The organism is Paenarthrobacter sp. NPDC089714, from assembly GCF_044748905.1.
In the GTDB taxonomy this organism is placed as follows: domain Bacteria; phylum Actinomycetota; class Actinomycetes; order Actinomycetales; family Micrococcaceae; genus Arthrobacter.
On sequence record NZ_JBIVGX010000001.1, the window covers coordinates 677,412 to 690,555 of the forward strand.

General features: G+C 62.2%; 22 protein-coding genes. 2 read left to right on the plus strand and 20 right to left on the minus strand.

The window, feature by feature from the left end; translation table 11 throughout:
* Positions 1–4: 4 nt before the first annotated feature.
* From ACIPY3_RS03240 to ACIPY3_RS03335, 20 genes are all read right to left on the minus strand, one after another.
* The gene (locus ACIPY3_RS03240; protein WP_400330031.1) at positions 5–436 is read right to left on the minus strand and encodes a hypothetical protein; all 432 of its coding nucleotides are present in this window, start codon (positions 434–436) and stop codon (positions 5–7) included.
* A 2-nt stretch (positions 437–438) separates the two neighbouring features.
* Positions 439–726 carry a hypothetical protein gene (locus ACIPY3_RS03245; protein WP_400330034.1) on the minus strand — a complete coding sequence of 96 codons (288 nt, stop codon included), beginning with the start codon at positions 724–726 and terminating at the stop codon, positions 439–441.
* A 117-nt stretch (positions 727–843) separates the two neighbouring features.
* On the minus strand, positions 844–1,596 hold the full coding sequence (locus tag ACIPY3_RS03250) for a hypothetical protein (RefSeq protein ID WP_400330036.1): 753 nt from the start codon (positions 1,594–1,596) through the stop codon (positions 844–846).
* Entirely contained in the window at positions 1,593–1,925 is a 333-nt protein-coding gene (locus tag ACIPY3_RS03255; protein WP_400330039.1) for a VRR-NUC domain-containing protein, read from the minus strand. Before ACIPY3_RS03255 ends, ACIPY3_RS03250 begins: the two co-directional genes overlap by 4 nt.
* 2 nt (positions 1,926–1,927) lie before the next feature.
* Positions 1,928–2,977: an HNH endonuclease gene (locus ACIPY3_RS03260; protein ID WP_400330042.1), complete on the minus strand. Its 1,050-nt coding sequence runs from the start codon at positions 2,975–2,977 to the stop codon at positions 1,928–1,930.
* A 54-nt stretch (positions 2,978–3,031) separates the two neighbouring features.
* Complete coding sequence (locus ACIPY3_RS03265; RefSeq protein WP_400330044.1) at positions 3,032–3,808, minus strand: hypothetical protein; 777 nt, start codon at positions 3,806–3,808, stop codon at positions 3,032–3,034.
* 139 nt (positions 3,809–3,947) lie between these two features.
* Complete coding sequence (locus ACIPY3_RS03270) at positions 3,948–4,298, minus strand: hypothetical protein (protein ID WP_400330047.1); 351 nt, start codon at positions 4,296–4,298, stop codon at positions 3,948–3,950.
* Complete coding sequence (locus tag ACIPY3_RS03275; protein ID WP_400330050.1) at positions 4,295–4,606, minus strand: hypothetical protein; 312 nt, start codon at positions 4,604–4,606, stop codon at positions 4,295–4,297. The genes ACIPY3_RS03270 and ACIPY3_RS03275 overlap by 4 nt, the downstream gene beginning before the upstream one ends.
* Positions 4,606–5,046 (minus strand): hypothetical protein, encoded by a 441-nt coding sequence (locus tag ACIPY3_RS03280; protein ID WP_400330053.1) that lies wholly within the window; start codon positions 5,044–5,046, stop codon positions 4,606–4,608. The genes ACIPY3_RS03275 and ACIPY3_RS03280 overlap by 1 nt, the downstream gene beginning before the upstream one ends.
* Positions 5,043–5,168 (minus strand): hypothetical protein, encoded by a 126-nt coding sequence (locus tag ACIPY3_RS03285; protein WP_400330055.1) that lies wholly within the window; start codon positions 5,166–5,168, stop codon positions 5,043–5,045. The genes ACIPY3_RS03280 and ACIPY3_RS03285 overlap by 4 nt, the downstream gene beginning before the upstream one ends.
* Entirely contained in the window at positions 5,165–5,593 is a 429-nt protein-coding gene (locus tag ACIPY3_RS03290; protein WP_400330057.1) for an ASCH domain-containing protein, read from the minus strand. Before ACIPY3_RS03290 ends, ACIPY3_RS03285 begins: the two co-directional genes overlap by 4 nt.
* A 119-nt stretch (positions 5,594–5,712) precedes the next feature.
* Complete coding sequence (locus ACIPY3_RS03295) at positions 5,713–6,972, minus strand: hypothetical protein (RefSeq protein ID WP_400330060.1); 1,260 nt, start codon at positions 6,970–6,972, stop codon at positions 5,713–5,715.
* Positions 6,969–7,265 carry a hypothetical protein gene (locus tag ACIPY3_RS03300; RefSeq protein WP_400330063.1) on the minus strand — a complete coding sequence of 99 codons (297 nt, stop codon included), beginning with the start codon at positions 7,263–7,265 and terminating at the stop codon, positions 6,969–6,971. Before ACIPY3_RS03300 ends, ACIPY3_RS03295 begins: the two co-directional genes overlap by 4 nt.
* Complete coding sequence (locus tag ACIPY3_RS03305; protein WP_400330066.1) at positions 7,265–7,660, minus strand: hypothetical protein; 396 nt, start codon at positions 7,658–7,660, stop codon at positions 7,265–7,267. The genes ACIPY3_RS03300 and ACIPY3_RS03305 overlap by 1 nt, the downstream gene beginning before the upstream one ends.
* Positions 7,644–8,981: a ParB/RepB/Spo0J family partition protein gene (locus ACIPY3_RS03310; protein WP_400330069.1), complete on the minus strand. Its 1,338-nt coding sequence runs from the start codon at positions 8,979–8,981 to the stop codon at positions 7,644–7,646. Before ACIPY3_RS03310 ends, ACIPY3_RS03305 begins: the two co-directional genes overlap by 17 nt.
* Entirely contained in the window at positions 8,978–9,301 is a 324-nt protein-coding gene (locus ACIPY3_RS03315; protein WP_400330072.1) for a hypothetical protein, read from the minus strand. The genes ACIPY3_RS03310 and ACIPY3_RS03315 overlap by 4 nt, the downstream gene beginning before the upstream one ends.
* Positions 9,302–9,520: 219 nt before the next feature.
* Positions 9,521–9,793 (minus strand): hypothetical protein, encoded by a 273-nt coding sequence (locus ACIPY3_RS03320; RefSeq protein WP_400330075.1) that lies wholly within the window; start codon positions 9,791–9,793, stop codon positions 9,521–9,523.
* A complete protein-coding gene (locus ACIPY3_RS03325) occupies positions 9,790–10,374 on the minus strand; it encodes a hypothetical protein (RefSeq protein ID WP_400330078.1) in 585 nt (194 codons plus the stop codon). The genes ACIPY3_RS03320 and ACIPY3_RS03325 overlap by 4 nt, the downstream gene beginning before the upstream one ends.
* The gene (locus ACIPY3_RS03330; protein WP_400330080.1) at positions 10,374–10,604 is read right to left on the minus strand and encodes a hypothetical protein; all 231 of its coding nucleotides are present in this window, start codon (positions 10,602–10,604) and stop codon (positions 10,374–10,376) included. The genes ACIPY3_RS03325 and ACIPY3_RS03330 overlap by 1 nt, the downstream gene beginning before the upstream one ends.
* Positions 10,605–10,870: 266 nt before the next feature.
* Complete coding sequence (locus ACIPY3_RS03335) at positions 10,871–11,218, minus strand: helix-turn-helix domain-containing protein (protein WP_400330083.1); 348 nt, start codon at positions 11,216–11,218, stop codon at positions 10,871–10,873.
* Between the two features lie 194 nt (positions 11,219–11,412).
* Here ACIPY3_RS03335 and ACIPY3_RS03340 point away from each other — a divergent pair, with 194 nt between their 5' ends.
* A complete protein-coding gene (locus ACIPY3_RS03340; RefSeq protein ID WP_400330086.1) occupies positions 11,413–12,030 on the plus strand; it encodes a hypothetical protein in 618 nt (205 codons plus the stop codon).
* The gene (locus ACIPY3_RS03345; RefSeq protein ID WP_400330089.1) at positions 12,027–13,133 is read left to right on the plus strand and encodes a hypothetical protein; all 1,107 of its coding nucleotides are present in this window, start codon (positions 12,027–12,029) and stop codon (positions 13,131–13,133) included. The genes ACIPY3_RS03340 and ACIPY3_RS03345 overlap by 4 nt, the downstream gene beginning before the upstream one ends.
* The last annotated feature ends 11 nt before the right edge of the window (positions 13,134–13,144 follow it).

The following is a 13,144-nucleotide window of genomic DNA, read 5'->3' on the forward strand; positions in this document are numbered from 1 at the left end:
CGGTCTACCAGTCGTCGGACACCACACCAAGGTCCGGTTCGTGGACCCCGGACCAGCCGGGGAAGTCCCTGACGCCGTCGGCCCGGTCGAATCGTTCAAACCAAGTCCTGACACCAACAAGGGTGTTGACCTTGTCGGCCCGATCTCGTTGCCTGATGCGATTGGTCAACTCGTTCTGATCGGCGGTCAGCAAGTAGACATGAGTGGCAGCCACCAGCTGCGCGGCTTTGGCCCGGGCCGCTGACGTGGCACCGGTCCTGATGACCACAGCTCGAGCCCGTCGATCCGAGCTGAGCGCGGCGAGCGCCTCGGTGAACTGCTTCTCACTCGACCACTGCCGGTCGTCGCGGTCGAAGACCTGCAGGCCTGACTGCCTGGCCGCCGTGGTCTTGCCGGCACCTGGTGGGCCACACAGCACAACGACTGTCCGGGCCACGGTTACCAGTCCTCGGACGTGACGCCCATGCCGAGGTCTTCACCCGGGCCAGCTGCTTTGTTGCACGAGAGGTGAGCGGGTTCCCAGTTGCTGGGCTCCCACGTCAGATGCGGGTACAGCTTGCGTGACTTCACGTGCTGCACGCTGCAGGACTGCTCATGCGGGTAAGTCAGGGAGTAGTCGATGCCTTGCTTGCAAATGCAACAGGGCTTGTCCTTCCGGCGGCCCTCGGCCTTGACCTTGAGAAGCGCCTCGCCTGCCCGGCGTCCTGACCAAGCGGGGATGCTCATGCCGTTCACGCCAGCGTCACCACCTCGGACACGACAAAGGCCTCGACGGTAATCCGTCGAGGCCTTCATCCAAAGCTTTGGGGACAGCTATCCCCTCGGATTTAGGGTACTACACTTTCAGACTCGTATCCGCCTCCGCTCTTGCATGTGCTCGAATACCTTGAGAACGTCCCCCGGGTAGTAGATCCGCTGGGCCTTGGCCGAGGTGGTGACCCGGTCCAAGACGTACTGCAGCCTGCCCAGCTGCACCCAGTTCTCGAAGTCCTTCTTGAGGATCACTATCCTGGTCTTCCGCTGTAGGAACTCTCGCACTGCCCGAGGTGGCAGCGGTTCCCCTCTGGCTTTGCGTCTCAGCTTGTCCATGACTTCGCTGACGTTGTGGACGGTTTTGCACTCAGGGCACTTGACCGTCACGTCGTCCGGGTGGGCTACCAGTCGGCCATCGCAGGAGATCGGTTCATCCGCTTCTCCTTCGCCATCGAGTGGTTCTTCGCAGCGGCCGTAGACGCGGGAGTCCTCCGGTCCCCACACCAGATCGCGTGCTTTGCCTACCCAATCCCGCGCCATCCACAGAATCTCGCCAGCTTTCGGGTTGTCAGCCGCCGTGTCATAGGCTCGGGCCGGGAGCTGGTGAAGCCATGCCCGCAGCAGGTAGGCATCAACGTTCATGGCAGGCCGGGACTTCGCGACACCTCCACCGCCACCGCTTGCGCCCGGGCTCCTGGTCACAGCGGTCTGATCGATGGCCCCGCCGATGAACTGCAGCAGCGGACCAACGTCAGCCAGCAGCGAATCCAACTCCACGATGCAGTCAGTGCACAGGTAGAGCGAAGTCTGCCGGTTGCAATCCTCTGTTGTGCAGGTGGTCATTTGTCCCCTCTCAGTTCTCGCTGGATACGGCCGCTCCGCAGATCCTCGGGACGCCACACGCCGACATCGAGGCCGGCCAATTTGAGGATCTGCATGCAGAGGACCTGGGCAGGACGAACGCGGCCCGTTGAAGTCTTCAGCTCTCGGAACAGGACACGCCTCCTGGACAGACTGCCGAGGACGAGATCCGGGAAGCCAGCCTGCGAGCGCCGGCTATCCGGGTTGTGGTAGCGCAGTTCGTAACTGAGGTACTGGGCAAGGTCCAGGACAGACCCTTGGAAGTCGTCTTCTGATGGTGAGTTGTGCGATGAAAGTCGTTTAGTAGGCATGTTCAGTTCCGTCCTCGGTTGCGGGGGCGTCTTCTTCTGGTTTGGTTCTTGGGTTTGCCCTGGGAGGTGTGCGGGGCTTCCTGCCCTGCACTTCCCTTACCTGCCTGACCCGTCCCGTCCCTACCCGTCCCGACATATCCAGATCCGGGATACCTGTGTCCTGGGTCTGGATTTGGTCTGGTGTTGGTCTTTGGTGCCGTTGCAGCCGGGTGTGCCGTTGCTGCCGGGGTGTGCTTGACCGTGGCTGTGTGGGCCGTGGAGTCGTTGTTGGGGCCGGAGTGTGCCGTTGCCTCGTTGTGTGCCGGAGCGGCCTGCGTGGGCTGCTCTACGGCGTGCGTCTCGTCCGTTGCCGCCTTTGGGGCGGCCGGTGTGCCTGGTCGGGTGTAGGTGGGTTCTATCGGGGTGCCGTGTTTGGCGATGAAAGCGGCCGTTGCTTCGCCGATGATTGGCTCTGCCGGGACTGAAAGGGTCTTCCAGTTGCTTTCGGGGTCGTCTTGTCTGCGTCCGTTGCACTCCCGGCAGCAGACAACAAGGGTGTCTACGGTGCCGGCCTGGCCGGGGTTGGTGTGGTCGTAGGTTGCGCCGCGTCCTGATTTGGTGTCTCCCCAGGCGACGGACTTGCCGCAGTAGCGGCATGCGTCGCCGTCGCGGGCTCTGACTCTCCATGTGAGTTCAGGGTTGCGGGTATCTCTCTTTCTCTGGTTGTTCCACTCTCTTTCGGCTTTGAGGATCATGTGGAAGAGGTCGTTGTCTTCGACCAGCTTGAAGGCCTTGCGTTCTTCGCCTTCCACGGTGATCTTGGTTTCGGTGAGGTAGCCGCAGAACTTCGCGGCCTTGATCAGCTCGTTGTAGCGGCCGAGGGAACCGGCCATCTGCCGGGCGGTGCCAACGCTGATGATGTAGTCCTGCTCATACGCTGCGGCTTGAGTCGCGCACCGGGCCACGAAGCCGAAGCACTCGTTGAGGATCCGGTCATCGGCGTCGTCCATTTCCACGGCCGAGAGGACGATGGGGTGATTCGCCGCCGCGTCGCCCTGCTTCAGCCATGGCACTGGATGGACCTTCTTTCATGGTTTGCGCCGCTCTCGGCAGTGTTGGATTCGTGGTCACGCGGAGCGCCTCCGTGCTTGTCTGTGGATGCGATCGGTAAGGAACTGAGTGAGCGCACGATCGGGATTCGCAGGTGCTTCAGCGTGCGGGGCTTCGGTCGGCGGCGGGAGCTGCTCCCAGCTGCTCGCGGCTGCAAAGGCGAGCGCCCTGGTGATTGCCGCCTGCTCGTGGCGATTTCGAGCTACCCTCGGCTTGTCCCACAACAGTAGGTATAGGGCACGGATCTCGCGCGCGGTTTTGGCGCTGCATTGCGTCCGGTCCATGACCCGCGCAAAGTTCCCATGGTCTCGTCCGAGGCGCTTACCCTGCCAACCAATCGAATACCCGAGACATACAAGGTGCTTGATGCGATCTTGGGTTGGCCCGGCCTTGATCGCTGTCGTCTCTCCCAGCGTGGTGAGAGACGGCTTGATGGCAAGTATGCGAGCGGCGACTCGCTTTTCCACCCTCGCCCGCGGAGGCATGTTCCGCGACGGATCGCCGTAGATGATCTTTCCGAGCGTGGCGTTTGATACCTTCGCGATCTTCGCGATGGTCTTCAGTCCGTAGCCGGCCTTTTTCAGCATGGCTAGGTGCTGTCGGACCTGCTCAGCGTCGACGCGGCCGGAGTCATAGGTGCCAGCTGCCTTGGCCGCGGCCCGTTCGTTTTCACGGCGAGTGTTGGCCTCGGTACAAGGGGTGCAGCGGCACTGATCCAACACGTAGGCCTGGGGGGTGCCGTGCTGATGTCGGGCCTTGGGGTGTTCGCAGTCTCGGATGGGGCGATCGCTCATGACCTCTCCTTTCGTTCGGTTCTTGGGCCGGTGCAAGCACACCGGCGTGCGCCGCCTGATTCTGAGTAGTAGATGCCGTTACAGGATGGCCATTGGTTGCCAGCGGCTCCGTGATAGTGCCAGCAGTCAGGGCAGCGGATCACGTTCCCGCAGTTCCGTTGCCGAAGCCGTCAGCAGCGGCGAGCGCGGCCCTGGCTTGGCATTCGAAGGGTTCACGGTCTGCGGAGTGGAGTTCGTGCCATTCAGTGTTGTCGTAGGGGTCGTCGCGGACGTCGAAGATGGCCTTGGCGGCTGCTTCGAGTCGTGTCCGCGGCTTTGGATCTTCCTGGAGGGTGCCGCCGCCTTCGATTGGGGTGTCGTCCTTCCAGTCGTCCTGCCAGGAGTTTCCTTTGCCGCTGTCGAAGTGTGAGTAGCGGTGGCCGGGGTGGTCCGTGCAGATCGTGCCCCACGGGCCGGGTTCGTTGCACTGGCCTCGTCTTGCCTGGGTCATTGGTCCTCCTCGGTTGCTGCTTGTAATACGTTTCGAACGTTGTCGATCCAGATGGCTTGCCCTCGTCCGCTCATCTGCGACCAGTTGCGGGTCATGTCGCGCTTGGAGAGCGCGTCCCAGGATCGCCCGGCGGTTCGCTTGAGTGACTCTTCGTCCAAGCCAATGCGATGGACCTGGGCAGCGGCGTCGGCCGCGTCAGCTGCGGCGAGGATCTTGCCGGAGTATTCGTAATCAATGGCGACCGTTGGGCCGCCACCTGCGAGCTCACCGAACTTCTTGGCCGCTGCTTCCTCCCGGCTCATCGTCATCAGACGGCTTCCTTCTCCGTCGTGGTGATGCTCTGGTCTTCGCCGTACAGCAGCACCCGGAACGTCGGCCCGAACAGGCGGTAGGCCCGGGCCGAGGACAGGTATCCGTCATTGCCTGGGGACTTCCATCCATCGGCAAGGTTCTGCAGGATCAGGCCCGCGTCATCCATGACGACAACGTTGCGGTCGCAGTCGTAGAGATTTTGTAGCTCGTCCGCCGTGGTGATCGTCGGGTTCTTCCAGAAGCCCAGATCGGCGAGCGCTTTTGTTCCGTGGAAGATGAACGGGAGGGCTTGTTCGCGGATGGTGTTCTTTTGGTCGGCGGTGAGTTTGTCCCAGGTTGGGCCGCCGGTGTGGCTGGCCCGGGAGTTGACGACGCCCTCAGCTGCGGTTTCGACGCAGATGGTGAGTTCGTGGTCGGAGAGTCTTTCGAGGGTCATTTCTTGTCCTTCGTGGGTGGGAAGATCTGGGCGTAGAAGTCGGGGTGGTCGTTGAGCAGTTGCGCGAGCTTCGCTGTCAGGACGGGCGTCTCGTTTTTTGGCGGCTCGTCCTCGGCGGTCATGACGTCGCCGCCAGGTTCCAAATGTTGAGCTTGCCGACTTCCGGGAACGGGCAGGCGATGGGCCGAGGCTCCCGCAATTCCCAGTGATAGAAGCCCGGGCGCGCCCATTCGGAGCAATAGGTGTCTTTCGTCTTGCAGTCCGTGGAGTAGTGGCAGCCAACGACTTCCACCGTCCCGAGGACGTAACCCTGCAGCTGCAGGTGATTCCTGGTGGCCTGGGGAGCTTCGGCCCGGGCGCGGCGGATGGTCTCGTGCTCGTGGCCTGCTTCGTCGTCGCGCTTGGCTACGTGAATGTAGAGCGTTCCACGGTGGCTGGTGGGCTGCGAGCGGTTTTCTACGTCCTTGCCGGCGTTGATGATCGCCCACGCCCACGGGTTCTTGACCGTGAGGGCCTTCAGCCGCGGTGGCTCGATAGCGACGGTCATGAGCAATCACACTCGTCCTGGCCGTTGAGCGCCTTCCTGCAGGCGTCGCAGGTGGCGATCTTCTGAGGGCGGCTGAGCAGCTGCGCGATCATCGCGTCTTCGTTGTCCTGGGTCATGGTCTACTCGCCGCTCAGGACGTCGTTGGGCAGCCGCACCGGCATGATCAGGTGCCGATAGGTGCTTTGCTTCTTGCCCTTCTCCGGGGCTGGGGTGATGCAGGTCGGCTTCGTCAGGCTGAAGAACGAGAACCGGACGGCGTCGGCTTTGATGGACTTGATGGCGTCCAGGAGGTAGTGCGGGTTGTATCCTACGGTGGCCGATTCGTCGATGTTGACCGTGTCAGCCAGCAGGACGGGAGTCGCCGCGTGGTCAGCCCCGGCGTGGAAATTCGGAGACACCGACACGGAGCCCGGGCCGATCTTGACCAGCGCCGGAACGTTCCGTTCATTCAGTTCGCGGGCGACAAGGATCTGGTCCAGGAGATCGCGGCGGTTGACGCTTAGGGTCTGGGTGTAGACCTCGGCAAACAGGGTTTCGAGCTTCGGGTAGTCGCCGCCAACCGGCGAGAGGGTGAACGCCACGTCGCCGGAGCCGATGTGCAGCGTCTCGCATCCGCCGCTTCGGCCAGCAATGTCACCAGCAGCAAGGACGCTCACGGTGATCTCTTCACCCACCAGGTGCTTCGTCATGGCCTTCCACTGGGCCGCCTGCAAGAGGAATGCAAACTCCTGCACGGTGCGGGGCAGCTGCAGCGTCTCAGCTGAGAGCCGGTAACGGTCAGTTGCCCAGACGGAAAGCTTCTTGCCGCTGCAGGCCAGCCGGATCGAGGTCAGCAGCGGCAGGGTGTCGTCCTTGCTGGCCGCGACGGTTGCCCGGTCCAAAGCGCCGGCCAGATCCGCCCGGTCGAGACGGAACGAGTCCAGCTCGCCGTGCTCGGGCAGGCGCGGATACTCCGAGAGCGGGATGCCGTGCAGGTAGGGGATCGTGTAACCGGCGGCCGTGACCGTGACCATCTGCTGGCCCAGCAGCTCCTTCGAAGCGACCGTGACCGGGATGTCACGCTTGCGGGCGGTCAGGACGCGGATCGTTCTCACAAGCCACTGGAACGGCACGAGGGCCTTGGCGTTGTGCAGCGTGCCCAGGGCCTCGTGATTCAGCTTGGCTACCGCCGTCGTGGCGTAGTCATAGCCCGCGAGAGTGGCCTTGCCGCGGCTGCACTCCACAACCATGAAACTCAGAACCGGCACCGGCGGCCGAGACGAGACAGCGACTCCGACGGCGGCGAGCTTGCGCAGCCATTCAGTGCCGGTAGCCGTGACTGTCAGATCGGCGAGCGCCGTCTCGGTTGTTGTGGTGGGCTCGGTGGTGGTGGCGGTCATCTTCTGGCCTCTCGTGGTTCGTGGGTGTAGTGCTGGGCTTCCTCGCCTTCGAGGGCTGCCCAGGCGGCTTGCAGGTTGGTGCGTGCAAGGTCCAGCTCGTCGTCCGTCTGGCGGAGTCGGCGGGACTTGGTGGTTGTGTCGAGCCCGTCAAGGTCGTCGGCGAGGATCTCTGTCAGGAGGTTCTGCCGGCGGGCGTTGAGCGCGGCGCTGATTTTGATGGCCTCGTCGTATCGGCTGCGGTAGACGCGGATCTTCCGGTCCTGTCGGTCGGCGATAACCCGTGCCCAGGTCATCAGCGACCCATCCCGTCTAGTCGAGTGCCGGCCTTCCAGTGACTGCTGATGATGAACTGGCCGAAGTCGAACGCTTCCTGGGCTGTGTCGTGCCATTGGCTCTTGAAGGGCAGCGGATGCATGACGCCTTCCTCATCCCAGAGGGTGAGCTTCCAGCGGCCGCTTGCGCCCGGGCGGACACCTGCCCGGGGGAACCGTCGGTCAGGGCCGCCGTCGAACGGTGCCGAGGGGCGGAAACCGGACATCGCGTCGACGTGGTCAAGGACGTCGCGCTTGGCCTTCCACATGACTCCTACCGGTGCGGGGTCATCGAGGATTTCCGGGCGGAAGCCGAAGCCGCATACGGGCTCGTTGTCGGGGTTGCGCTTGAGCAGGTGGCTAAGCGGAGTGGGCATTGTCGCCGCCTTCCTGCTGAGCAGCTTTCTGCTCTGCGATGTGCCTGATGGCATCCAGTTCGGCTTCGGTCCACTGGTAGCCGTAGGAGTGCTGAAGGGATTCGCGCCAAGGGCCGGTGGACATGTAACCGGTGTCGCGTGCCCATGATGCGAGTTCGGTCAGCAGCTCTTCCCGGCCATGGCGCACCAGGTGCGTGAGGACGATGAGCTGGTCGGTGCTGAGCTTGGCGATCTCGTCAACGACTTCCTGATCGTCGATTTCCTCGTGTTCCTCCATGCCGAGCCAGTAGGCGGCCTGCGCGAGGTCGAGCTGCTCGGCCATATCCAGGGCAAGGTGATGCAGCACCTCGGCGGTCGGCTTCTTCAGGATCCCCCTCAGGAAGGACTCCCGGACTGGGGCGGCCAGTTCGAGCCCTCGGATGATCTCGCTGCGGCGAACGTCGGCCGCGATTTCCTCGGGCGTGCGCTCCGGGGGAGTCCAGGGCTTCCTTTCTTCGCGCTTTCGCGCCCAGGTGATCTTGGGGAAGTCGGGGTGAACGATCGCGATGAGATCCTGCTCCACGGCCTCGGTGACTTCATGGTCGTTGTAGGTGGGGTAGAAGTCCTTCCATTCCCACTGCGGCCCCTCCGGGCGGTCAACGACCTGAACACCAGCGCCCTGCAGCTCGGCCGTCAGGCGTGGCAGGTTCTCCCGCCAAGCCCGCAGCTCCTTCTCCGCAGCCAGACGGACTTCCCAATCGTTGGGCTTGTCCGAGACCTGCAGCAGGCGCTCTTCGGCCTTCTCATCGTCAGCGAACGCGAGCAGCTCCAACGCCTGATCAATGTTCAGGGTCGAGTCCTCGATCTTGCCCTGCGCGGCCGGTGAGAGCTTCGTCATCTTCGAGCGGGAACGGACGTACTTCTCACCGCGGCTGAGCGACTTCGCGACTGCCTTGACGTTCATGCCCTCGCAGTCCAGCAAGGACTGCACGCCGCGGGCCGTGTCCATTTCCGTGAAGTTCTCACGGTGGGTGTTGGCGGTGATCATGAAGGCGATCTGCTTGGCCTTCGTGTCCAGGTCATGCCGAATCTTGCAATCCAGCTCTGCAACATTGCCCAGCAGCGCTGCGGCCTTCCGGCGGTGGCCCTCCAACAGCATCCACTTGCCGGCGTCCTCGCCGTCTGCCACCGGCACGACGTGGCAGTCGTCCGTGTTGCCGTCCTTGGCGAGGCTGTTCGCCAACTCCACGAGATCCTGATCCGGCCCAAGATCAGAACGAGGGTTGTCAGGGTTGTTGATCAGATCCGCGACGGCGATTCTTCTGGTTTCGATGGTGGTCATGATTGTCCTTCGCAAGGTGTCGTAATTGCTTGCTCCGCCAGGGCAAGGGTCAGCGCAGCCTGTAGTCGGCTGATGGCAGCATCGAGTTCGCCATCCTGCAGCGCAGAAAGGGCGCGAGTGGTGGTGCGTTCGATGCGGAGAAGGCGCAACGCAGCGTCATCACGGACTACTGGGTTGCCAAGCCACTCTTGTTCGGTGGCTGGTACCTGCCTCTGGCGGTGGACGTTCTCCTGGTCCTTCTGAGCAAGGACCGGGACAGCGTCCGCTGTCTGGGGTGATGGGGTGGCGCCAGGGCGGGCGCCAGGTGGTCTATCTGTCATCGGCGCCCCCAATCGCCGGTCATCATCTTCTGCGCCTGGGCTGCGGCCCGGACTCGAGAACGAAACCGCCGGCACCAGCCAAAAGAATCACTAAGCCAGCGAGGTAAGCGCCGTTTGCGGTGCCCGTCGTCATCAAGACCAACGCAGCGCCGAGGATGACCAGAGGCCCGTACAAGAAAGCGCGGCGGCGATACAGGCCGACCCGCGCCGACGGGCGCATCACTGGCCCACCCCCGGCAACGTCGCAGTCTGACCGCCGTGATCCCGATACTCATGCAAAGAGAAGTTCGCGCGAGGAGTCCCGTCCACGATGATCTGCTTCGCGTGAATATCCACGGCGACCTTCTGCGGAGACGGCCACTTGGAGCGCGCATACGTCGTCAACTGGGCCGCCAGCTCCGTGTTGTCACGGAAATGCAGATCCGCATGCTCCCGGTACGGGCGATGCCCAATCGGCTGCACGACGGCGAAGAGTTTCTTCCTGGTCTTCATCTTCTGCCGCCACCCTTCAGCTGCTCCGCCCGACGGCTGGCAGCACGGTCAAGAGCCGCCAGTTGCTCCGAGGTGGATCGGTTCGGATCGAACATCGTCACGGATGCCAGATGCGGCCCGGGCTTCGGAGAGGCACTGTCGGCCTTCTGCGGGCGATCAAAGGTGGGCAGGACATCCACATACGCGACACCAATGACGGACCCGCCCGCAGCCGTGTCGGCCGGCTCTTCGGGCTGCCCCCCGGCAGCCTCGGATGAGTCGGAAGTGGTCTTGCGGTAACGGTCCGTGCAGGTCTCCACATCCGCGATGAAGTTCCTGGTCTTCGTCACGACATCGGCGAGCGCATCGGAGATCTGGGGGAGTACGAGTTCGATGTTGCCGTGGCGGTCGAATTGGCGCGTCGTCTTCAACGCGCTGATCAGGTTGTCGGCGTCCTGGATGGCTGACATCAGGAGTTTCTGCCGGCGGCCCTGTTCGTGCGGGATCATCTTGTCCACGAAGGCCTGCGTTTCTCCTTGCCGATCCATGGCGTTGAAGTACGAGTGGCGGGGGAGGTCCGCGGTATCGATCCGGGTGCCCATCAGGCGACCTTCGTCGAAGGGACGGTTCGGACGGACTGACCCATGAGCCGCGCTTCGGCAAGCAGTTCAAGCTGTTCAAGGGATGGGCCACCCGGCGTATAGGCGGCTTCGGCAATCTCTCGGGGGCTCATGGCGTTCATCCGGGCTGTTGCCTGGGCGAGCACTCGGCCAGCGGCGGCGATATGCGGGCGGGATTCCGGCGGGAGGTGCCGGAGTCTTCTGATGACCATTTGTTAGACTCTTTCTGATTCGAGAGCCAGGCCTTGTTCAGATCAGGTGCCTGGCTCTTGGGTTATCTGCGGCGGTCCAGTGAGTTTCTTGGCGGAATGACACTGGGCCGCCTTTTTCTGTCCTCAGCGATTGGCTGGGGAACTTGTGACCGATGCGGCAGCAGTGGGGGAAGGTGCTGCCGCATCGGAGTCTCTGTGAATCCCGAGCATCCGGGCAGTCTCAGCTTCGACGGTGCGGAGACAAGCGGAGGAGACGTTTCGGGTGTTCATCCGTGCAACCTGCGAGTCGCGCGGCTTGCGTGAGACCGGTTGTGAATCTTGTTCGTCTGTCCGCTTTGGACATCCGAACTGTCCACTTTGACCAAAAAAAGATCGTCGATACCGACGCCCAGATAGGTGGCGATTCGGGCTGCTGGCTCGGGTTCGACATTGGTTGCAGTGCCAGCAAGAAGGCGCCCCAGATACGAATGGGCCTTCCATCCAGCGGCCCGCGCAAGCTCCCTCTGGCCTACGTCCTGGATCACCATGAGCTTCGCAAGCTTCTTGGGATCTTTGAGGATCATCCAGATATCTCCTAATTTTGCTGCCGGTCGGGCGATCGACGTGATAGTCACTGTACTGCCTTCCTGTCCTTGTGTCCAGTCTGTGTGTCCATGCTAATCAGACTGGTGTCCACTCCGCAAGTCCAAAAACACTTAGTCCTATGGCAGAGTTGGGGAAAGTCGGCAATTTCTTAGTGTCCACCGAGCATCCAGCCCTAGTGTCCACTCGTTCGACATTCCTATCCGGTCGCAGAAAGATTCATGTTGTGAAGCAACGCCACGCACTAGCAGCACTCATTGACGACGTCCGATCAGCCAACGGCTGGTCAGATCCCGACGTCGTTGCCCGCGCTGCCAGCAAGGGGCACAAGCTAAGCAAGTCGAATATCTCAAGGATCAGGAACACCCCAGTAGTAACGCTAAACATCGAGACCGTCTCCGCCCTGGCGGACGGACTAGGCGTCAGCAAAGCGATGGTCGCTCAGGCAGCATTGGCCAGCATGGGCATCGTCACCTACAACAGCGCCGACCTGACAGCAGAAGAAGCCATCCGCCGCGACCCCTCATTAGGCGAGCGCGACAAACGGATGCTCCTCTCAGTCCTGGCCGGCCTTCGGGTCTCACCTGACGCGATCGATCAGGAGCAAAGGAATGCAATCGTCCACGGACTCAACGAACCCATCGACTTTGGCCGGGCCAGCGAGCGCCGTAACGCTCGCCCTGGACAGAAGACGGTCCGCGCGGCAGAACAACCGGACGACGGAAACATCCCACTGCCGGAGAACTGGCAGGACCTGGCCGCGTATTCAGGTCCCGCAACGCATCGAGATCGCGAACAGGAGTGGGAGCAGCGGGGCGAGGAAAGTCAGGATGAGGGTCAGTGAAAACCTTGAATGAAGACGACTGGCTAGTCTACGGGAGCCAGGAGTACAACGAGCGGTGGCGGCGAATCCAAGAGGTCGCTGAAGGCTTCAACGACTTGGCCGAGATGCCTAGCAGGGTGACGGATCAAGGCGACGCTTTATACAGCAAGGTTGCAGCCATCTCTAGGGCATGGGCGAGTGTACTGAGTGATGGTGACGTCGCGCAAGGGTATGCAAGGCTGCCGATGCGCCACGAGGACTACCACTGGCTCACTACTCAACTTCTTGAGACGCTCAACGACAAACGTCGAAACCTTCGGGAAATGATGCTAAACGTCGCGGCCTACAGTTTTTTGGGTACGGCCGCGGATGAACTTGCAACCGATCTTCGCCAAGCGGGCCTAATGAATGCGGATCGCAACTACCTAGGGCCTATTGGAGCGCAGGACAACTCGCAAGTCCTGCAGCGAGCTTTCAATGACTACACGTTGGAGGAAGCCGAGCGCAAAAGGCGCGAGGAGGCGATAGCTCGGGATGCGTTGAACGAGATCCGCGCCAACGCGGAAGAGGGCAAGCAGGCTCTAGCGGAGGGCAAGCAAGCACTGGACGCGCTCAAACAATCAGCCGGTGAATACGGAGATCTTCAACTCGAGAAATACTTCCGAGGCCTAGCAGATTCGCAGACCACGACCGCCAACGCTTTCCGCGGTTGGACGATTACGCTGATCGTCCTAGGAGCCCTGTGTGCCCTGCTCTTCTTGCTTGCGCCCTCAGACTGGTTTTCCGCTGCTACAGATCTAGATCGCGTCGTCCGCATGGTGCAGAAAGGCATATTCGTTGCAGGCGTGTTCGGCCTGGCAGCCTACCTTGGGCGACAGTCTCAGCATCATCGGTCGCAGGCCCACTGGGCTGATTCTTTGGCCGTGCAGCTGCGAACCTTTGATGCCTTCCTGGCGCCTGTGGTAAATCCCGAAGTCAGGGACGACCTGCGAAAGACCTTCGGGGCGCGAGCCTTCGGTGAGCATCCTGCTATGAAGGGTGAACCGCAAACTGAGTCATCGACATTCGAAGCGGCCGCTTCGTTGCTCGCCAAGATCCTGCCCGGTTCAAAGGGGCCGAGCTAAAACGTCTGCCC